Origin of the sequence: Paraburkholderia franconis (genome assembly GCF_009362735.1) — a bacterium.
In the GTDB taxonomy this organism is placed as follows: domain Bacteria; phylum Pseudomonadota; class Gammaproteobacteria; order Burkholderiales; family Burkholderiaceae; genus Paraburkholderia; species Paraburkholderia franconis.
In genome coordinates, this window is the sequence record NZ_WHNP01000024.1 from 67136 (window position 1) to 87515 (window position 20380).

The window sequence follows — 20380 nt, forward strand, 5'->3', positions numbered from 1 at the left end:
GACACAAGATGAACCGCAATCGCCGTCTGATTACTGGCGCGCTCGTTTCGGCGCCTTTCGCCGGGATGTTGATCAAAGCCGGCTATGTGCACGCGCAGGGCAAGAAGTATCGCTTCGGTTTTTCGCAGGTGACGACCGTCGAGCCGTGGCGCGTCCAGTTCAACAAGGACATGAAGGCCGAGGCGGCGAAGCATCCGAACGTCGAGCTCGTCATCGCCGATGCAAACGATCGCACCGACAAGCAGAACGCCGACATGGAGAACTTCATCGCGCAGAAGATGGACGTGATCTTCATCTCGCCGAAGGAGTCGGCGGGGCTTACGGGCGTCGTCGAGAAGGCGTTCAAGGCGGGCATTCCCGTGTTCGTGCTCGACCGCGAGGTGAACGGCGACCAGTACACGCAGTTCGTCGGCGGCGACAACGTGCTGATCGGCAAGGGCGCGGGCGAGTTCATCGTGAAGACGCAGGGCGGCGCGGGCAAGGCGAAAGGCAATATCGTCGAGGTGTGGGGCGGCTTCGGCACGCAGGCGTCGCACGACCGGCACGACGGCATGATGTCGTTCGTCGGCAAGGAGTCGGGGCTGAAGATCGTCGGGCAGCGCGTCGATTGCGACTGGAAGCAGGACAAGGCCTACGATTACATGAAGACCGTGCTGCGCGTGAATCCGCAGGTCGATCTCGTGTTCGCGCACAACGATCCGATGGCGTATGGCGCGTATCTCGCCGCAAAGGACGCAGGGGTCGAAAAGAAGATCAAGTTCGTCGGCGCGGACGGGCTGCCGAACGAAGGCGCCGTATGGGTCGAAAAGGGCATTCTCACGGCGACGTTCGTCTATCCGACGCCGGGCGGCGAAGCGCTCCGCCAGGCGCTGAAGATGCTCGGCGGCGAAAAGATTCCGAAGAAGGTGATCATGCCGACGCAAGGCATCTTCGCCGACAACGCCAAGCAGTTCGTCGCGAGCTGAGTCGGCGTAGATGAGTCGGCGTAAATGAGTCGGCGTGAAGCACGCGCAACGGTGGCCACGAACATTGCGCGTGCTCCATACGCCACTTCTCACGTCACTTCACACCACCCACGAAGAAGCAGCGGATGGAATCCATGACGCCGACCGCAACCAGTCTCGATCCACCTCTCGCGCAGCAGCACGCTGCGGAGAGCGCGACGCCGCTCGTCGCCGCGACGCGCATTTCGATAGCGTTCAACGGCAGCCCCGCGCTCACCGACGTCGATTTCGACATCATGGCGGGCGAAGTGCATGCGCTCGTCGGCGAGAACGGCGCGGGCAAGTCGAGCCTGATGAAGATACTGGGCGGCCTGTATCTGCCCGATGCTGGCTCCATCGAAGTAGCCGGCGCGCGCACCGATTTTAGAACCACGGCCGATGCGATGGATGCCGGGATTGCGATCATCCACCAGGAGCTGAATCTGGTGGACAGCCTTTCGGTCGTCGACAATCTCTTTCTCGGCAAGGAAATCACGACGCGCTTCGGCTTTCCCGATCATCGCGCGATGCGGGCCAAAGCGCGCGACGTGCTTGCGCAACTGCAATTCAGGCCGTCGCCGGATGCGCTCGTGGGCGCGTTGCGGATCGGCGAAAAGCAGTTGATCGAGATCGCGAAGGCACTGCTCGCCGACGCGCGCGTGCTCATCATGGACGAGCCGACCTCAGCGCTCTCCGACACTGAAACGCATGCGCTCGCGGTGCTCGTGCGCGCGTTGCGCGAGCGCGGCATGGGCATCGTGCTGATCAGCCATCGCCTGCACGAAGTCTTCGATCTCGCCGATCGCGTGACCGTGCTGCGCGATGGCCGCCATATCGCGACGCTGCCGATGAGCCGCGTCGAATCGGCGGAACAGCTGGTGTCGATGATGATCGGCAAGAACTTCGTCGCGCCGCACCGCGAGTCCGGCGAAGTGCGCGCGGCCGCCGACACGATGGTCGCCGTGCGCGATCTCACGCTCTTTGGCGAACATCGGCCCGTGGTCGACGGCGTGTCGTTCGAGGTGCGGCGCCGCGAGGTGTTCGGTTTGTCGGGCCTGCTCGGCGCGGGCAAGACGGAGATTCTCGAAACGCTGTATGGCGTGTCGCCGTATCGCGTATCGGGTGCAATCGAGATCGGTCCCGGCAAGCGCGTGTTCAGGACGCCGGCGGAAGCCGTCGACGCGGGCGTCGCGTTCGTCACCGAAGATCGCAAGAAGGACGGGCTGATCGTCGATCAGTCGGTCGAGGCGAACTTCGTGCTGCCGAGTCTCGCGCACATCGAAGGCTTTCCGTTCTACCGGCCTCGCGCGATCGCGCGACGCGTGACCGCGCAGGCGAAAGCGTCGAACGTGAAGCACGGCGGCGCGTCGGAGCCCGTCGCGACGCTCTCGGGCGGCAATCAGCAGAAACTCATCATCGGCAAGTGGCTGATGACGCAGCCCGCCATTCTGCTGCTCGACGAACCGACGCGCGGCGTCGACGTAGCCGCGAAGGCCGAAATCTATAGCCAGATCCTGCAGGCGGCGCGCAGCGGACTGACGGTGGTGGTCGCGAGTTCGGAGATCGACGAACTGATGCTGATGTGCGACCGCATCCTCGTGCTGTGCGAAGGGCGCGCGCGAGGCGTGCTCGAACGCGAAGCGTTTTCCGCCGATGAACTCGTGAAGCTGGCATCGCCCTGATGCCGATGGAGCCCCGAACATGCTCAAGACCAACGAACAACCGATGAATGCCATGCCCGACACGCGGCAGCAGCGTCTGCGTGCGTGGCTGACGAACGTGAAGTACTACCTGGGGCTGATCGTGCTGCTTGCGCTCGGCGCGCTGACCTCGCCGCATGCCGCGGACGGCAGCAATATTTTTCTGTCGTCGGCGAATTTCTCCGATGTGTTTCGCCAGGTGGCGAACGTCGGCGTGATGTCGGTCGGCATGACGCTCGTGATCATCACGGCGGGCATCGATCTGTCCGTCGGCTCGGTGATGGGTTTCGGCAGCGTGCTCACCGCGATCCTGCTCACGACGCCCGGCAGCAACACGGCTTCGTGGACGTCGCTCGCGCTCGATGCCGCAAGCGTGTTCGCCGTCGTCTATATGGCGGGCGGCATGTTCGTGCGGCGCATGCGTGCGGGCGGTGCGCGTGTCAGCGCTCTTGCAGGCGGATCGCGAGGCGAGCGGCATCGCGACGTTCGCGCGGGTGTCGCGGCTCTTGTTGCGCTGCTCGCGTGCGGCTACGCGTGGCATCAGCTGCCGCAAAAGGTGTCGCTGCTGACCGTGCTCTGGATGGTGCCGCTCGCGGGCCTTGCGATCGGCGCGCTCAATGGCTTCATGATCACGCGCGGACGCATGCAGCCGTTCATCGTGACGCTCGCGGCGATGGTCGGCGTGATGGGCGTGGCGCGGCTCGTCGCAGGGCAGGATACGGCCGTTTATTCGATCTACAGCGGCAGTAACGCGACCACCGACATCGAAAATCTGCGCGCGCTGCTCTTTGGCGTGGTGCCCGTGCCCGCGCTCTTTTTCATCGTGATCGCGTTGATCGCGGACTTCGTGCTCAATCGCACGGTGTTCGGCAAGTACCTGTATGCGATCGGCGGTAACGAGAAGTGCGCGCGCATTTCGGGGCTCAAGGTCGATCGCCACAAGATCGCCGCGTATGCGATTTCGGGCATGCTCGCGGCGCTGGTCGGCGTGCTGTACGCGGCGCAGTACCGGCAAGGGAAGGCGGATGCGGGCGTCGGCTGGGAACTCGATGCGATCGCGGCCGTGGTGATCGGCGGAACGAGCCTGATGGGCGGCGTCGGACGGATCGCGGGGACGGTGGCGGGTGTGCTGATCTTCGGCTTTCTCGGCAACATCCTGCTGCTCAACAACATCGACAGCAATACGCAGCTGGTGCTGAAGGGGCTCATCATCGTCGTCGCAGTGTTCCTGCAGCAGACGCGGATGAATCCGCAAACGATGCTCGCGCGGCTGCGCGGCCGGCGCGTGGTGATGAATGCGCCGGGGCGCGAGGAGAAGGCGCGGCCGTGAGCGTTGAGGGCTGCGTCTGGATGAGTGCGAGCCTGGCGTGTGCATCAGCGTGAGATGGCGCACCGCGCTTGCGTGAGGCGAGCGTAAGCGTGCGCTAAGGCAAGAGGGCAGTGGCGAAGCCTTGCAACGGCTGCCCGGTGCGTCAGCGCGGCAACGAAACGATCCGTGTGCCGGCCAGCCGGTCGTGCAGGAACTGCCGGCTCGCGCCGATCCGGCCGACGGCCGCATACAGGACGAACCATACGGCGGCCACGATCAACGTCTGCGGCACGGCGAGCCCGAGCAGCGGATGCAGCGCGAGCGGCGGCAAGAACCACAGCCACGCGAACACATAGCGCAGGACGGCGCGTGGCACCGACAGGCGCTCGCCATCCTGCGCGCCGACGACGCGCAGCCGCCACGTCTTCATAGGCAGTGTCTGTCCGCCGTGCGTCCAGAACCAGACGAAATACACGCCGACCACCAGAGCGACCCACGCCGCGAGCCAGTTGTGATGCACGAGCCCGTTGCGCTGCCGCGTGAGCGTGCTGAACAGATAGCCCGCGAAGAACACGACGCCGAACAGCAGCACGCCTTCGTACATCAGCGTCGCAAGACGCCGGCGCACGGTGGGTGCGGCGAGTTCGGGGGATTCGGGCTTGGGCGGCAGGGCTGCAGAGTCGACGGAAGTGGACACGGGCGGGGCCTCGGTTGCCGTTGATGAGCCCGCGGCGCAGGCTCGCGGGAGATTATGAGCCGTTGAAGATCGACGGCGCGTCGGAAGGCGAGACGGGCGTCGGCGACGCCGGAACGAAGCTGCCGGCGGCGGGAACGGCAGGCGCGCCCGGCGCGGGCGTCATGCCTCCCGCCGCGCCCGCCGATGCGCCCGCTGCCGGCGGCACGGGCACGCTCGCGAGCTTGTCCTTGCCGTTCACGAGACGGTTGATGTCCTTGATCTCCGACTTGCCCGAAGGCGGTGCGCTGACGACGGTGGGGCGGCGCTTGTGCTCGCTCGCGGCGAGCTTCTGCTTCTGCTCTTCGGAGAGCTGCTGATACGCCTTCCACGCGTTCTGACGCGCTTCGCGCGGCAGTTCCTTCGACACCTGATAGTTCTCGCGCGCGACACGCCGCTGCTCGGGCGTCATGCGCACCCATTCCGTCATCCGGTCGTGGAGCCGCTTTTGCGCTTCGGGTGTCATCTTCGGGTAGCGCGACGCGATTTTCAGCCACTTGTGCTTGCGCTCTTCGCTGAAGCTGTCCCACTGCGACGCGAACGGCGCGAGCGCCACGTGTTCGGAGCTGGTCAGCTTCGCCCATGCGAGCGGACTGCTCGACGTCGGCAGAGCAGGCAGTTCGACGGTCAGCGCCGGGGCGGGCGCCGGCTTCGCGGGCGTGCCGGCAGTGGCGGGCGCCGCGGCCGGCATGGGTGTCGGATAGAAGCGCGGATAGGTGGCGGCAAATGACACCAGGGCTGCGATCACGCATCCGGACACAACGGCGAGGCCGCGCTTGTAACTCACCCGTCAAGTCTCCGCGGTCAGTGGTTGCGCGTCAGATACGCGTTGAACCCGTGATCGAGATAGGCATTGAGCGGCAGGTCGTCGCTCAGCATGGCGGCGTCGATATCGGCGAGTTCGGCCGTGCGCTGGTGGTCTTCCCACCACGCGATGCCCGCGAGGCCGATGACGAGCGCAAGCACCGGCCACGCGAGCGCGAGCTTGCGCAGGCGCGGCAGGCGGCGCGACGCTTCCCGTTGCGGCATGCCCGCAAGCGTGCCGGCGCCGACGAAGACAGGCACGAAGGCGGGCGCATGCACGGCTTCGGGCTTCTTGCGAGCGAGCGCGGCACTGCGCGCGGCGGCGAGCCGGTCGGTAGTGGCAGTCGGAATGCGGGCAGCGTTTTCGTCGAGCGCACGGCGAAGCTGTCGCGCAAACTCGAGTTCTTTTATTTCGAGAGCGGTGCTCATAGCGTGATTCCTTTGGCCCTGAGCGCATGCGCCAGCGTGTGCGTGGCTCGCGAGCAGTGGGTTTTCACACTGCCTTCCGAGCAGCCCATCGCGGCAGCAGTCTCAGCGACATCCATATCTTCCCAGTAACGCATCAGAAACGCCTCCCGTTGACGTGCCGGTAATTTTTGGATCTCGTCGTCGATCAACTGCAGCACCTGCTCGCGCTCGAGCTGCTGCTCGCCGCTTTCCGCGCCCGTTGCGCCGTCCTGGCTTTCGAACGTCTCCAGCGGGTCGAAGTCCTCGTCTTCAGCGTTGCCTAGCGACGAGAACAGCGTCACCCACGTGTTGCGCACTTTTTGCCGACGGAAATAGTCGTGCGTCGCATTCTGGAGAATACGCTGAAATAAAAGCGGCAGCTCGGCGGCAGGGCGGTCGCCGTATTTTTCGGCGAGCTTGATCATCGCGTCCTGCACGATGTCGAGCGACGCGTCATCGTCCCGCACGGCGTAGACCGTCTGCTTGAACGCGCGCCTTTCGACGCCCGCCAGAAAATCGGCGAGTTCCTTGTCTGATGCCATCCGTTGGGGGTCGGCGCAGCGAGAGTGCGCGGAATCGGTCGAAAAATGTCGTAAAACTCGCGGATGCTAACAAACTTTCGCGCGAATCGGGAAAAAACGCGGCAACCGTGCGGCTTGCATCCAGCCTTCGATTGAACTTTGTCCACGGTTCATGCAGGTTGGGCAAAGCGGTCAGAAGTGGACGACGGAAGGGCTGCCGCCGTCAATCATGGAAATATTTGCTTGACCATCGGACGCATCGTGGATATCGTCTACGGTTCGCAACATAAGTGACTTGTCTCATTTGAGTCGAGCCCAAGAAGCTCGCCTGTCAAACTGGACGCGCCGCTTGAACCCGAGCCACAAGCCCGGCAGAGAGCACCCGATCAATTTTTTGCCGAAAATTCGAAAGGTGAACGATGAATATGCCCAGCGCGGAATTCTCCACGTCGGATACCACACCCCCTCACGAAGCTGACTCGATCGGCGCCACCGTGCTCATGAAGGCACTGGCCGACGAAGACGTCGAGTTTGTCTGGGGCTATCCCGGCGGCTCGGTACTCTACATCTACGACGAGTTGTACAAGCAGGACAAGTTCCAGCACATCCTCGTGCGCCACGAGCAGGCCGCGGTTCACGCCGCCGATGCCTACTCGCGCTCGACCGGCAAGGTCGGCGTGTGCCTCGTGACCTCCGGCCCCGGCGTCACCAATGCGGTGACGGGCATCGCGACGGCCTATATGGACTCGATCCCGATGGTGGTCATCAGCGGCCAGGTGCCGACTGCCGCGATCGGCCAGGATGCGTTTCAGGAGTGCGATACGGTCGGCATCACGCGTCCCTGCGTGAAGCACAACTTCCTCGTGAAGGACGTGCGCGATCTCGCCGCCACCGTCAAGAAAGCTTTCTATATTGCCCGTACCGGCCGGCCCGGCCCCGTGCTGATCGACATTCCGAAGGACGTGTCGAAGGCGCCTTGCCAGTACGAACCGTTGAAGAGCGTGTCGCTTCGCTCGTACAACCCCGTCACGAAGGGCCACTCGGGCCAGATCCGCAAGGCCGTCGCGCTCTTGCTGTCGGCGAAGCGTCCGTACATCTACACGGGCGGCGGCATCATTCTCGCGGACGCGTCGCGCGAGCTGAACCAGTTCGCCGATCTGCTCGGCTATCCCGTCACAAACACGCTGATGGGCCTCGGCGGCTATCGCGCCGCGGACAAGAAATTTCTCGGCATGCTCGGCATGCACGGCACATACGAAGCCAACATGGCGATGCAGCACTGCGACGTGCTGATCGCGATCGGCGCGCGCTTCGACGACCGCGTGATCGGCGACCCCGCTCACTTCGCGTCGCGTCCGCGCAAGATCATTCACATCGACATCGACCCTTCGTCGATTTCGAAGCGCGTGAAGGTCGATATCCCGATCGTCGGCGACGTGAAGGAAGTACTGAAGGAGCTGATCGAGCAGCTGCAGACGGCCGAGCATGGCCCGGACACGGAAGCGCTCGCCGCGTGGTGGAAGGACATCGAAGGCTGGCGCTCGAAAGACTGCCTGAAGTACGACCGCGCAAGCGAGATTATCAAGCCGCAGTACGTGGTCGAAAAGCTGTGGGAGCTGACGGACGGCAACGCGTTCGTGTGCTCGGACGTGGGCCAGCATCAGATGTGGGCCGCGCAGTTCTACCGCTTCAACAAGCCGCGCCGCTGGATCAACTCCGGCGGTCTCGGCACGATGGGCTTCGGGCTGCCGGCGGCGATGGGCGTCAAGATGGCGCATCCGGATGACGAGGTTGTCTGCATCACGGGCGAAGGCTCGATCCAGATGTGCATCCAGGAGCTGTCGACCTGCAAGCAGTACGACACGCCCGTCAAGATCGTTTCGCTCAACAACCGCTATCTGGGCATGGTGCGCCAGTGGCAGCAGATCGAATACAGCAAGCGCTATTCGCATTCGTACATGGATGCGCTGCCTGATTTCGTGAAGCTCGCCGAAGCGTACGGGCACGTCGGCATGCGCATCGAAAAGACTGCGGATGTCGAGCCGGCGCTGAAGGAAGCGCTGCGCCTGAAAGATCGCACGGTGTTTCTCGACTTCCAGACTGATCCGACCGAAAACGTCTGGCCGATGGTTCAGGCCGGCAAGGGCATCACGGAGATGCTCCTCGGATCGGAAGATCTATAACGAGCGCGTTTGTGCGCCGGCTTCGTCATGCATGTCTTCACAAAAGGCGAGAGCGGATGGAGCGGCGCCAAATTGCATAAGGGCACGTATCGCCTGCATCGACATCTGGAAGAAGCGAACATGAGACACATCATTTCCGTTTTGCTGGAAAACGAACCGGGCGCGTTGTCGCGCGTGGTCGGCCTGTTCTCCGCACGCGGCTACAACATCGAAACCTTGACGGTGGCACCGACGGAAGACCGCTCGCTGTCGCGCATGACCATCGTCTCCATTGGCTCGGACGACGTGATCGAACAGATCACGAAGCATCTGAACCGCCTGATCGAGGTGGTGAAAGTGGTCGACCTGACCGAGGGCGCCCACATCGAGCGCGAGCTGATGCTGATCAAGGTAAGGGCGGTCGGCAAGGAACGTGAGGAGATGAAGCGGATGTCGGATATTTTCCGTGGCCGCATCATCGACGTCACCGAAAAGACCTATACGATCGAGCTGACGGGCGCGAGCGAGAAGCTCGACGCGTTCATCGAAGGGCTCGACGCCACCGCGATTCTCGAAACGGTTCGCACGGGCGGCTCGGGCATCGGGCGCGGCGAGCGTATCCTGAAGGTTTGATGACGAGCCACAGAAGCCGGTTCGATCCGGGCCCGGCGTCGCGTCATCCGTCGGGCCCACGCAACACACACACGCAGCTTTGAATTTTTCTGAATTTCGCCAAGGAACAGACATGAAAGTTTTCTACGACAAGGACGCCGACCTCTCCCTCATCAAAGGCAAGCAGGTCACCATCATCGGCTATGGCTCGCAAGGCCATGCTCACGCGCTGAACCTGAAGGAAAGCGGCGTGAACGTCACGGTGGGTCTGCGCAAGGGCGGCGCATCGTGGAGCAAGGCTGAGAACGCTGGCCTCGCGGTGAAGGAAGTGGCGGAAGCCGTGAAGGGCGCGGACGTCGTGATGATGCTGCTGCCCGACGAGCAGATCGCGGAGGTGTACGCGAAGGAAGTCGCCGCGAACATCAAGCAGGGCGCGGCGCTCGCGTTCGCGCACGGCTTCAACGTGCACTACGGCCAGGTGATCCCGCGCGCGGATCTCGACGTCATCATGATCGCGCCGAAGGCGCCGGGCCACACGGTGCGCAACACGTACCAGAACGGCGGCGGCGTGCCGCACCTGATCGCCGTCGCGCAAGACAAGTCGGGCGCGGCGCGCGATATCGCGCTGTCGTATGCAGCGGCAAACGGCGGCGGCCGTGCCGGCATCATCGAAACGAACTTCCGCGAAGAGACGGAAACTGACCTGTTCGGCGAGCAGGCCGTGCTGTGCGGCGGTACCGTCGACCTGATCAAGGCCGGCTTCGAAACGCTGGTCGAAGCGGGCTACGCGCCGGAAATGGCGTACTTCGAGTGCCTGCACGAACTGAAGCTGATCGTCGACCTGATCTACGAAGGCGGCATCGCGAACATGAACTACTCGATCTCGAACAACGCCGAGTACGGCGAGTACGTGACGGGCCCGCGCATCATCACGGACGAAACGAAGAAGGTGATGAAGGAAGTCCTGAAGGACATCCAGACGGGCGAGTACGCGAAGAGCTTCATCATCGAAAACCGCGCAGGCGCGCCGACGCTGCAGTCGCGTCGCCGCATCACGGCCGAGCATCAGATCGAGCAGGTCGGCTCGAAGCTGCGCGCGATGATGCCGTGGATCGCGAAGAACAAGCTGGTCGATCAGTCGAAGAACTAATCTGCCTGTTTTTCGCACTCCGGCGCACGAAATGCGTCGGAAGCATCAAAAAGCCGTCCAGGTGTGCTGAACCCTGGACGGCTTTTGCTATCCTACGGTTTTCCAAAAGACTGAACCCATTTTATGAATTACCCCCATCCGATCATCGCGCGCGAAGGCTGGCCGTTCATCGCCGTCGCGGTCGTCGTTGCGTTGTTGATCCACTTCGTCGCAGGGTTCGGCATTGCCTGGATTTTCTGGCTGTTGGTCATCTTCGTCGTGCAGTTCTTCCGCGATCCCGCCCGTCCCATTCCGACCCAGGCGAACGCGGTGCTGTGCCCCGCCGATGGCCGCATCGTCGCCGTCGAAACCACGCACGATCCGTATGCGAACCGCGAAGCGCTGAAAATCAGCGTGTTCATGAATGTGTTCAACGTGCACTCGCAGCGTTCGCCCGTCGATGGCGCAATCTCGAAGGTCGAGTACTTTCCGGGCGCGTATCTGAATGCCGCTGTCGACAAGGCGTCGACGGAAAACGAGCGTAACGCGATTGTCATCGAAACCGCGAGCGGCGCGACTGTGACCTCGGTGCAGATCGCCGGCCTGATCGCGCGGCGTATCCTCTGCTACGTGAGGGCGGGCGAGCCGCTGACGCGCGGTCAGCGCTACGGCTTCATCCGCTTCGGTTCGCGCGTCGACGTGTACCTGCCCATGGGCAGCCGTCCGCGTGTGTCGATCGGCGAGAAGGTGTCGGCGTCGTCCACGATTCTGGCTGAGCTATAAGCGGCACAGGGAGAGTTCGATGGCCGCATTCAAACCGCGTCGTCCTCGCAGCAGCGGTGCGCCGCAGCCGCGTCCGTTCAGGCGCAACAAGCCGCCCGTCGTCGCGGAATCCGCCGTGATCGACAGCCGGCGCGCCGCGCGCCAGCAATTCCTGCGCAAGCGCGGCATCTATCTGCTGCCGAACGCGTTCACGACGGCCGCGCTCTTTTGCGGCTTTTTCGCTGTCGTGCAGGCAATGAACGTGCGCTTCGAAGTCGCGGCAATCGCGATTTTCGTCGCGATGGTGCTCGACGGCATGGACGGCCGCGTCGCGCGTATGACGCATACCCAAAGCGCATTCGGCGAGCAGTTCGACAGTCTGTCGGACATGGTGTCGTTCGGCGTCGCGCCGGCGCTCGTGATGTACGAGTGGATTCTCAAGGATCTTGGCCGCTGGGGCTGGCTTGCGGCGTTCGTCTACTGCTCGGGCGCGGCGCTGCGTCTCGCGCGCTTCAACACGAACATCGGCGTCGTCGACAAGCGCTTCTTCCAGGGCATGCCGAGCCCGGCCGCGGCCGCGCTGATCGCGGGCTTCGTGTGGCTTGCCACCGACAACCGCGTGCCGCTCAAGCTCGTATGGCTGCCGTGGGTCGCGTTCGCGCTGACCATCTACGCGGGCGTCACGATGGTGTCGAACGCGCCGTTCTACAGCGGCAAGGCGCTCGACGTGCGCCATCGCGTGCCGTTCGCGGCGATCCTGCTGGTGGTGGTCGCGTTCGTGCTGGTGTCGTCCGATCCGCCGCTGATGCTGTTCGGCCTCTTCGTGCTGTATGGATTCTCGGGCTACGTGTTCTGGGCGTACCGCGCGATGCGCGGAATGGGCAATCCGGCGCGCTCGTCGCAGCGTCCGAACTGACAGCGCTCGCGCGCAGCGCAGTGAAACGGAAACGGCAGCCTTCGGGCTGCCGTTTTTTCGCCGGTTCGTGCCGCCGGTTCGTCTTGCCCGCTTGTATCGCCGATTTATCTTCGCGATGTGATTGCGTGGATCGTCGGGCACTGGCAAATCCTATGGCCGCCCTGGTTAGCGTCAATTGCGCGTTTTCGGGATTGCCGCTATAGTCGCTGGCATGGCACTTTCCAAGTTCCCCTTCCTGTCTCTTCAAGCCAGCAAGCTACTAGGCTCGCTAGCTCTAGCGCGCCTGCCGCGCTGATCGTCTTCGCCCTCCGTTTGCCTCGTTCGTTGTTTAGCGTCGCCTGCGGTGGTGGCGCAAACACTCGAATTCCGTTTTCCTGATTCAAACCAACCGAATCCCCCTGGAGACCTGAGATGGCAGACAAGCTCATCATTTTCGACACGACGTTGCGCGACGGCGAGCAATCGCCCGGTGCGTCGATGACGAAGGAAGAAAAAATCCGCATCGCGAAGCAACTCGAGCGGATGAAAGTCGACGTGATCGAAGCAGGCTTCGCCGCCAGTTCGAACGGCGACTTCGATGCGATCCACACGATCGCCGGCATGGTCAAGGACAGCACGGTCTGCTCGCTCGCGCGCGCGAACGACAAGGACATCCAGCGTGCCGCCGATGCGCTCAAGCCTGCCGATCACTTCCGCATCCACACATTCATCGCGACGTCCGCGCTGCACATGGAGAAGAAGCTGCGCATGTCGCCCGAGCAGGTGCTGGAGCAGGCGAAGCTGGCCGTGCGTTTCGCGCGCAAGTTCACGAACGACGTCGAGTTCTCGCCGGAAGACGGCAGCCGCTCGGACATGGACTTCCTGTGCCGCGTGCTCGAAGCGGTGATCGCGGAAGGCGCAACGACGATCAACATCGCAGATACCGTGGGCTACGGCGTGCCGGAGCTGTACGGCAATCTGGTGAAGACGCTGCGCGAGCGCATTCCGAATTCGGACAAGGCGATCTTCTCGGTGCACTGTCACAACGACCTCGGCATGGCGGTGGCGAATTCGCTGGCGGGCGTGCAGATCGGCGGCGCGCGTCAGGTGGAGTGCACGGTCAACGGTCTCGGCGAGCGCGCGGGCAATACGTCGCTCGAAGAAATCGTGATGGCCGTGAAAACCCGCAAGGACTACTTCGGCCTCGATCTCGGCATCGACACGACGCAGATCGTGCCGGCGTCGAAGCTCGTGTCGCAGATCACAGGTTTCGTCGTGCAGCCGAACAAGGCCGTGGTCGGCGCGAACGCGTTTGCGCACGCGTCGGGCATCCATCAGGACGGTGTGCTGAAGGCGCGCGACACGTACGAAATCATGCGCGCCGAAGATGTGGGCTGGACGGCGAACAAGATCGTGCTCGGCAAGCTGTCGGGGCGCAACGCGTTCAAGCAGCGTCTGCAGGAACTCGGCATCACGCTCGACAGCGAAAGCGAACTGAACCTCGCGTTCCAGCGCTTCAAGGAGCTGGCGGACCGCAAGGCCGAAATCTTCGACGAGGACATCATCGCGATCGTCACTGAAGAGTCGGCGCAAGCGCAGGAGAAGGAGCATTACAAGTTCGTGTCGCTGTCGCAGCATTCGGAAACGGGCGAGCGGCCGCATGCGCGGATCGTGTTCTCGGTTGCAGGCAAGGAAGTGGTCGGCGAGGCGAACGGCAACGGTCCCGTCGACGCGACGCTGAACGCGATCGAAACCGAAGTGGGCAGCGGTTCGGAACTGCTGCTGTACTCCGTCAATGCGATCACGACGGGCACGCAGGCGCAAGGCGAAGTGACCGTGCGTCTGTCGAAGGCGGGGCGCATCGTGAATGGCGTGGGTACGGACCCGGATATCGTCGCCGCATCGGCGAAGGCGTATATCTCGGCGCTCAACCGTTTGTATGCGGGCCGGGACAAGCTGAATCCGCAGCGCGCGGAAATCTGACCGCGCGTTCGTTGCGTCCGGTGGCATCGAAAAACCCCGCTGCGGCGGGGTTTTTTGTCGGTTCCGTTCCATGAAAAAAGCCGCCTTGACGGGCGGCTTTTTCGTTATTGCCCGGCCACGAAAGGCGGCTTCAGAAGAAGCTGCGTCGATCCGGATCGTGCAGCGGATCGGGCGTCTTCTGCGTCAGACGCAGGATGCCCTGGTCGTCGAAATAGAAGCTGTACATCAAGTACCAGACGTTGTCCTCCTGATAGCGATACGTCCACACCTCGCGCTTCATCAGCGGGAAGTAGTTTGTTTCGACAGGGCGACCGAAGTTGACCAGCACGTCGTCGCGCGTCCATTTGCCGATTTCCGCGCGATAGAACTCGTTCGGCTGCAGCACTTGACGCACGTTCACGATCTTGCCGGACGCGTCGACGTCGGCGGCCGTCGTCGTTTCGCCCATCGGCTGCGTCGGCCACATCAGGCGCTTGCCGCCGTTCGGAAGATCGTAGACTTCGCGCGGCGGCCCGAGGCGGGCGACGATCGTCGACTGATCCGCGCCCTCTTGATAGTTCTGCCAGGGCTGCGCACAGCCGGCGAGCGTGACGACGCCCGCGCAAAAGAGGACGGCCAGCGCGCCGCGCGCCGTACGCAAGCCCGGCATCGTCGGCGTGACGGATGAAAGGCGGTTGAACATGACACCTCCGATGGCGTTCGATGGTTGATTGTTATTGTGCCGTCGACGGGAGTTGGCGCTTTAGCGGTTACTTCCGTCCCATGCAAGATCATTGCGGACTCGATATTTTGACACGCGTCGGGCTAAAAGATTTTCGGGCCTTGCGTTCGGCGAGACGCGTATTCGCTTGATCGTGGGCGGCGCGGCGTCCTATGATCCGCGCTTCGATCGACAGATGAGACGCGCTGATGAAAACAAAATGGACCAGGACGGCGGCGGTGGCAATGACGCTGGCAATCGCGGCAATCGCAGCGTGGCCGGCAGCGAGCGCGCATGCGCAGAACTCGCCGTCGCGAGCGCCGATCCGTATCGCGATGATCGAAGGCATGTCCGGTCCGTTTGCGAACGCGGGCGCGGCCGTCGAGCGCAATTTGCGTTTCGGTGTCGAGACGGTCAATGCGCGCGGCGGCGTAAAGCTCGCGGACGGCGCGCATCCCCTCGAACTCGTCGTGCTCGACAGTAAGGGCAGTGCGGAAGAGGCGCTCGTGCAATTGCGCGCGGCCGCCGACAGGCACATCGGCTTCGTCGCCCAAGGCAACAGTTCGGCCGTGGCCGCGGCGCTGCTCGCCGCGATCGACAAGCAGAACACGCGCGAGCCGGACAATCGCGAACTGTTCCTCAACTACTCCGCCGACGATCCGGCGCTCACCAACGCGAACTGCAGCTTCTGGCATTTCCGCTTCGACGCGCACGCCGGCATGCGGATGGATGCGCTCGCCGATGTGATCCAGCGCGACAAGTCGGTGAAGAAAGTCTATCTGCTGAATCAGGACTACAGCTTCGGGCATGACGTGAGCACGCTGGCGCGCGCGGCGCTTGCGTCGAAGCGGCCGGATGTCGCCGTGGTCGGCGACGAGTTTCATCCGATCGGCCGCGTGAAGGATTTCGCGCCGTATATCGCGAAGATTCGCGCGAGCGGCGCCGACGCCGTGATCACGGGCAACTGGGGCAACGATCTGGCGCTGCTCGTCAAGGCGGCGCGCGAGCAGGGCGTCGACACGAAGTTCTACACGTTCTACGGCAACAGCCTCGGCGCGCCGGCCGCGCTCGGCGATGCGGGCGTGAAGCGGGTCGTCGCCGTCGCCGACTGGCACCCGAACGTGGGCGGCGCGGCATCGGACGCGTGGTATGCGTCGTTCCGCCAGCGTTTCCCGGCTGCGCAGGACGACTACGCGGTTCTGCGCATGCCGCTGATGATCGAAATGCTGGCAGGAGCGATGAACCGGGCGGGCAGCGCGCAGCCCGACAAGGTTGCGAAGGCGCTGGAAGGCATGAAATACGACAACGGCTTCCACCCGTCGTGGATGCGCGCCGACGATCACCAGCTGATTCAGCCCCTTTACGTAATGGAGATGGACAGGGCAGGCACGCCGGGCGTCCAGTTCGACAACGAGGGTTCGGATTACGGCTTCCGGACCGTGCTGGCATTGCCGCCCGAGCGCACCGTGCCGACCACGACTTGCCGGATGAAGCGGCCCTGAGCCGTCAATGAGCAATGAACGAGCCGTGAATGAGCCCCAAGGCGCCCCAAAACTTACCGCAAAAGGCGCTCGGCTCCGGCCCGAAGCATGGTCCGAAACGGCGGGGTTCGCCGGATGGTCCGGCTGTGATACAATACGCGACTCGTTTCGTTGTAACCCCACGGCACGGCCTTTCTTCCGTGACCGCCTGTTTGATTCAAAGGAAATCAACATGTCCGTAGCTGAAATCAAGAAATCTGACGTCGTCGCGCAATTCGCACGTGGCACAAACGACACCGGCTCCCCCGAAGTTCAGGTCGCGCTGCTCACGACGCGCATCAACGAACTGACGGTTCACTTCAAGGCCCACACGAAGGATCACCACAGCCGCCGCGGCCTGCTGCGCATGGTGAGCCGTCGTCGCAAGCTGCTCGACTACCTGAAGGGCAAGGACGCCGACCGTTACCGCGCTCTGATCGAGAAGCTGGGCCTGCGTAAGTAATCGGACGCATCGGACTTTCTGTCAGCAAGATGCCTGTGTCAGTTCCGCTGATGCAGGCATTTTGTTTTTCGACGGTACGCTTCGTGTGAGGTTTGCTGTCGAATCACCCGTCTGGCGCGCTGGTTGCGTCGCGGGCAAAACGAAACGAAACCGGGCTTGAGGGTAGGGCGCTGTGTCATTCCAGCGGTTCGCGTGCAAGTGGGTGCATCCACGCGATTCTCTGGAATGGCATAACACTCCTCTACCCGAAAGGCTTCGGTCCTGACGGTGTCGCGCGCTGTACTGCGCGGCATGACCAAAAGATCAAGGAGGACAAATGTCTATGTTTAACAAGGTCGTCAAAGAGTTCAAGTGGGGTCAGCACACCGTTCGCATGGAAACGGGTGAGATCGCTCGCCAGGCGGGCGGTGCCGTGCTCGTCGACATCGAAGACACCGTCGTGCTGGCGACCGTCGTCGGCGCGAAGACGGCGAAGCCGGGCCAGGACTTCTTCCCGCTGACCGTCGACTACATCGAAAAGACCTACTCGGCAGGCAAGATTCCGGGCGGCTTCTTCCGCCGCGAAGGCCGTCCGTCGGAAGGCGAAACGCTGATTTCGCGCCTGATCGATCGTCCGCTGCGTCCGCTGTTCCCGGAAGGCTTCTACAACGAAGTGCAGGTTGTTATCCACGTGATGTCGATCAACCCGGAGGTCCCGGCCGACATCCCCGCGCTGATCGGCGCGTCGGCTGCGCTCGCCGTGTCGGGTCTGCCGTTCAACGGCCCCGTTGGCGCTGCGCGCGTCGCGTACGTCAACAACGAATACGTGCTGAACCCGACGCGTACGCAAAGCAAGGAATCGCGCCTCGACCTCGTCGTCGCCGGTACGGAGCGCGCGGTGCTGATGGTCGAATCCGAAGCGGATCAACTGCCGGAAGACGTGATGCTGGGCGCTGTCGTGTTCGGTCACGAGCAGATGCAAACGGCCATCGACGCGATTCACGAACTCGTTCGCGAAGGCGGCAAGCCTGAGTGGGACTGGCAACCGGCGCCGAAGAACGAAGCGCTGATCTCACGCGTCAACGAAATCGCTTACGCTGATCTGCTCACCGCGTACCAGACGCGCGACAAGCAGGCTCGCTCGACGAAGCTGAAGGAAGTCTACGCAGCGACGCAGGTCAAGCTGGAAGAAGAAGCGGCAGCGGCGGGCACGGTGGCGGCCGACAAGGCGGCCGTCGGCAACGTGCTGTTCGACATCGAAGCGAAGATCGTCCGTTCGCAGATTCTGAACGGCGAGCCGCGTATCGACGGCCGCGACACCCGTACCGTTCGCCCGATCGAAATCCGCACGGGCGTGCTGCCGCGCACGCACGGTTCGGCGCTGTTCACGCGTGGCGAGACGCAGGCGCTCGTCGTCGCGACGCTCGGCACGAAGGGCGACGAGCAGATCATCGACGCGCTCGAAGGCGAGTACCGCGATCGCTTCATGCTCCACTACAACATGCCGCCGTTCGCGACGGGCGAAACGGGCCGCGTCGGCTCGCCGAAGCGTCGTGAAATCGGCCACGGCCGTCTCGCGAAGCGCGCGCTGGTCGCGTGCCTGCCGACCGCGGACGAGTTCGGCTACTCGATCCGCGTCGTGTCGGAAATCACCGAATCGAACGGTTCGTCGTCGATGGCATCGGTGTGCGGCGGCTGCCTCGCGCTGATGGACGCCGGCGTGCCGATGAAGGCACACGTCGCGGGCATCGCGATGGGCCTGATCCTCGAAGGCAACAAGTTTGCCGTGCTGACGGACATCCTTGGCGACGAAGATCACCTCGGCGACATGGACTTCAAGGTGGCGGGCACGGCTGACGGCGTGACGGCGCTGCAGATGGACATCAAGATCCAGGGCATCACGAAGGAAATCATGCAGGTCGCGCTCGCACAGGCGAAGGAAGGCCGCATGCATATCCTCGGCAAGATGACGTCGGCCGTTTCGGGCGCAAACACGGAACTGTCGGATTACGCCCCGCGCATGATCACCATCAAGATCAATCCGGAAAAGATCCGCGACGTGATCGGCAAGGGCGGTTCGGTGATCCGCGCGCTGACGGAAGAGACGGGCACGACGATCGACATTTCGGACGACGGCGTCGTCACGATCGCGAGCACGAGCAGCGAAGGCATGGCCGAAGCGAAGAAGCGCATCGAGAACATCACGGCTGAAGTCGAAGTGGGCCAGATCTACGAAGGCACGGTGCTCAAGCTGCTGGACTTCGGCGCGATCGTGAACCTGCTCCCGGGCAAGGACGGTCTGCTGCACATTTCCGAAATCGCCAACGAGCGCATCAAGGACATCAACGACTACCTGAAGGAAGGCCAGCAAGTGAAGGTCAAGGTCATCCAGACGGACGAAAAGGGTCGTGTACGTCTGTCGGCGAAGGCGCTTCTGAACGAAGCGGCGCAGACGGAACCGACGCCGCAGCAGTAACGTAGTGAAAGCAGGACGGCCGGTAGCGCAAAAGCGCGCCGGCCGTTTTTCATGTAGGGTGGATTGCAGTGCGAACCGGTTTTCTTGACCGATTTGCAGCGCTATCCAGACCTTGGGAGAGACGACGATGAACGCAATCGAAATCACCGAATTCGGTGCGCCGGAAGTCTTGAAGCTCGCCGAGCGGCCGACGCCTGAGCCGAAACCCGGCGAAGTGCTGATCAAAGTTTCCGCATCGGGCGTGAATCGTCCGGACGTGTTCCAGCGCAAGGGCGGCTATGCGCCGCCGCCTGGCGCGTCGGATCTGCCGGGGCTGGAAGTGGCGGGCGAAATCGTCGGCGGAAATATCGACGAGAAGCGCAATCCGTTCGGTCTCAAGATCGGCGATCGCGTGTGCGCGCTGATGGCGGGCGGCGGTTACGCGGAATACGCGACGGTGCCGCTGCTGCAGTGCCTGCCCGTGCCGAACGGTTTCTCCGATGTCGAAGCGGCGGCTTTGCCTGAGACCTTCTTCACCGTCTGGAGCAATGTTTTTGACCGTGCGATGCTCGGCAAAGGCGAGGGCGGCGAGAACGAAACGTTCCTCGTGCAGGGCGGCTCGAGCGGCATCGGCGTGACGGCGATCCAGATCGCGCATGCGCTCGGCTTTCGTGTGTTCGCGACGGCCGGCACGGACGAAAAGTGCCGCGCGTGCGAGTCGCTTGGCGCAGAGCGTGCGATCAACTACAAGACGGAAGATTTCGTCGAAGTGATCAAGTCACTCACGAACGACCGCGGCGTCGACGTGATCCTCGACATGGTGGCAGGCAGCTACGTGCCGCGCGAACTGAAGGCGCTCGCCGACGGCGGCCGTCTCGTGATCATCGCGCTGCTCGGTGGCGCGAAGGCCGAAGTGAATCTGAACGACATTCTGCGCCGTCGTCTGACGGTGACGGGCTCGACGCTGCGTCCGCGTCCAGTCGAATTCAAGGCGAAGATCGCGGCGCAACTGAAGGAACGCGTGTGGCCGCATCTCGAAGACGGCACGATCAAGCCGGTGATCTACAAGGTTTTCCCGGCCGCGCAGGCGGCGCAGGCGCACGAGCTGATGGAAAGCAGCCTGCACGTCGGCAAGATCGTGCTGAATTGGGGCGCGGATGCTTGACAGCGCCCATTTAATTGAGTTTGACCCGGTCTGTCAGCACACAGTAAAATCGTGTGTT

18 protein-coding genes are annotated in these 20380 nt (G+C 63.2%); 13 read left to right on the forward strand and 5 right to left on the reverse strand.

The genetic code is table 11. The annotated features are described in order from the left end of the window. The first annotated feature begins 8 nt into the window (after positions 1 to 8). From GCT13_RS24260 to GCT13_RS24270, 3 genes are all read left to right on the forward strand, one after another. Positions 9 to 965: a substrate-binding domain-containing protein gene (locus GCT13_RS24260; RefSeq protein ID WP_152762402.1), complete on the forward strand. Its 957-nt coding sequence runs from the start codon at positions 9 to 11 to the stop codon at positions 963 to 965. Between the two features lie 125 nt (positions 966 to 1090). Continuing rightward, entirely contained in the window at positions 1091 to 2665 is a 1575-nt protein-coding gene (locus tag GCT13_RS24265; protein ID WP_227746982.1) for a sugar ABC transporter ATP-binding protein, read from the forward strand. Positions 2666 to 2684: 19 nt separating this feature from the next. Next, the gene (locus tag GCT13_RS24270) at positions 2685 to 4013 is read left to right on the forward strand and encodes an ABC transporter permease (protein ID WP_152762404.1); all 1329 of its coding nucleotides are present in this window, start codon (positions 2685 to 2687) and stop codon (positions 4011 to 4013) included. Positions 4014 to 4155: 142 nt separating this feature from the next. Here GCT13_RS24270 and GCT13_RS24275 read toward each other — a convergent pair whose 3' ends face one another. From GCT13_RS24275 to GCT13_RS24290, 4 genes are read right to left on the reverse strand one after another with little or no spacing between them, the layout of a single operon-like run. Beyond that, positions 4156 to 4689 carry an RDD family protein gene (locus GCT13_RS24275; protein ID WP_321574585.1) on the reverse strand — a complete coding sequence of 178 codons (534 nt, stop codon included), beginning with the start codon at positions 4687 to 4689 and terminating at the stop codon, positions 4156 to 4158. Between the two features lie 52 nt (positions 4690 to 4741). Then, entirely contained in the window at positions 4742 to 5512 is a 771-nt protein-coding gene (locus tag GCT13_RS24280) for a DUF3106 domain-containing protein (RefSeq protein ID WP_321574586.1), read from the reverse strand. Between the two features lie 17 nt (positions 5513 to 5529). Next, positions 5530 to 5958, reverse strand: a complete 429-nt coding sequence (locus GCT13_RS24285; protein WP_152762411.1) for a DUF3619 family protein — start codon at positions 5956 to 5958, stop codon at positions 5530 to 5532. Then, the gene (locus GCT13_RS24290; protein WP_152762413.1) at positions 5955 to 6518 is read right to left on the reverse strand and encodes an RNA polymerase sigma factor; all 564 of its coding nucleotides are present in this window, start codon (positions 6516 to 6518) and stop codon (positions 5955 to 5957) included. The genes GCT13_RS24285 and GCT13_RS24290 overlap by 4 nt, the downstream gene beginning before the upstream one ends. A gap of 398 nt (positions 6519 to 6916) precedes the next feature. On the opposite strand from GCT13_RS24290, the gene GCT13_RS24295 reads away from it, so the two are divergent. From GCT13_RS24295 to GCT13_RS24320, 6 genes are all read left to right on the forward strand, one after another. Next, positions 6917 to 8680: an acetolactate synthase 3 catalytic subunit gene (locus tag GCT13_RS24295; RefSeq protein WP_152762415.1), complete on the forward strand. Its 1764-nt coding sequence runs from the start codon at positions 6917 to 6919 to the stop codon at positions 8678 to 8680. A gap of 120 nt (positions 8681 to 8800) precedes the next feature. Continuing rightward, positions 8801 to 9292 (forward strand): acetolactate synthase small subunit, encoded by a 492-nt coding sequence (gene ilvN / locus GCT13_RS24300; protein ID WP_007588180.1) that lies wholly within the window; start codon positions 8801 to 8803, stop codon positions 9290 to 9292. 112 nt (positions 9293 to 9404) lie between these two features. Beyond that, positions 9405 to 10421, forward strand: a complete 1017-nt coding sequence (ilvC, locus tag GCT13_RS24305) for a ketol-acid reductoisomerase (protein WP_152762417.1) — start codon at positions 9405 to 9407, stop codon at positions 10419 to 10421. A 123-nt stretch (positions 10422 to 10544) separates the two neighbouring features. Next, complete coding sequence (locus GCT13_RS24310) at positions 10545 to 11183, forward strand: phosphatidylserine decarboxylase (RefSeq protein WP_152762419.1); 639 nt, start codon at positions 10545 to 10547, stop codon at positions 11181 to 11183. Positions 11184 to 11202: 19 nt separating this feature from the next. Next, positions 11203 to 12078 carry a CDP-diacylglycerol--serine O-phosphatidyltransferase gene (gene pssA / locus GCT13_RS24315; protein ID WP_152762421.1) on the forward strand — a complete coding sequence of 292 codons (876 nt, stop codon included), beginning with the start codon at positions 11203 to 11205 and terminating at the stop codon, positions 12076 to 12078. Between the two features lie 411 nt (positions 12079 to 12489). Continuing rightward, on the forward strand, positions 12490 to 14040 hold the full coding sequence (locus GCT13_RS24320; protein ID WP_152762423.1) for a 2-isopropylmalate synthase: 1551 nt from the start codon (positions 12490 to 12492) through the stop codon (positions 14038 to 14040). A gap of 130 nt (positions 14041 to 14170) precedes the next feature. Here the strand turns inward: GCT13_RS24320 and GCT13_RS24325 are convergent, their stop codons facing one another. Then, positions 14171 to 14722 carry a hypothetical protein gene (locus tag GCT13_RS24325; RefSeq protein WP_152762425.1) on the reverse strand — a complete coding sequence of 184 codons (552 nt, stop codon included), beginning with the start codon at positions 14720 to 14722 and terminating at the stop codon, positions 14171 to 14173. 227 nt (positions 14723 to 14949) lie between these two features. Between GCT13_RS24325 and GCT13_RS24330 the strand changes: the two genes are divergently transcribed. The 4 genes from GCT13_RS24330 (at position 14950) to GCT13_RS24345 (ending at position 20322) form a co-directional block, all read left to right on the forward strand. Continuing rightward, a complete protein-coding gene (locus tag GCT13_RS24330; RefSeq protein ID WP_152762427.1) occupies positions 14950 to 16242 on the forward strand; it encodes a branched-chain amino acid ABC transporter substrate-binding protein in 1293 nt (430 codons plus the stop codon). 211 nt (positions 16243 to 16453) lie between these two features. Further along, positions 16454 to 16723, forward strand: a complete 270-nt coding sequence (rpsO, locus tag GCT13_RS24335) for a 30S ribosomal protein S15 (RefSeq protein ID WP_087733293.1) — start codon at positions 16454 to 16456, stop codon at positions 16721 to 16723. A gap of 316 nt (positions 16724 to 17039) precedes the next feature. Then, positions 17040 to 19178 carry a polyribonucleotide nucleotidyltransferase gene (gene pnp, locus GCT13_RS24340; protein WP_152762429.1) on the forward strand — a complete coding sequence of 713 codons (2139 nt, stop codon included), beginning with the start codon at positions 17040 to 17042 and terminating at the stop codon, positions 19176 to 19178. 127 nt (positions 19179 to 19305) lie between these two features. Next, positions 19306 to 20322 carry an NAD(P)H-quinone oxidoreductase gene (locus tag GCT13_RS24345; protein ID WP_152762431.1) on the forward strand — a complete coding sequence of 339 codons (1017 nt, stop codon included), beginning with the start codon at positions 19306 to 19308 and terminating at the stop codon, positions 20320 to 20322. Positions 20323 to 20380 lie beyond the last annotated feature (58 nt).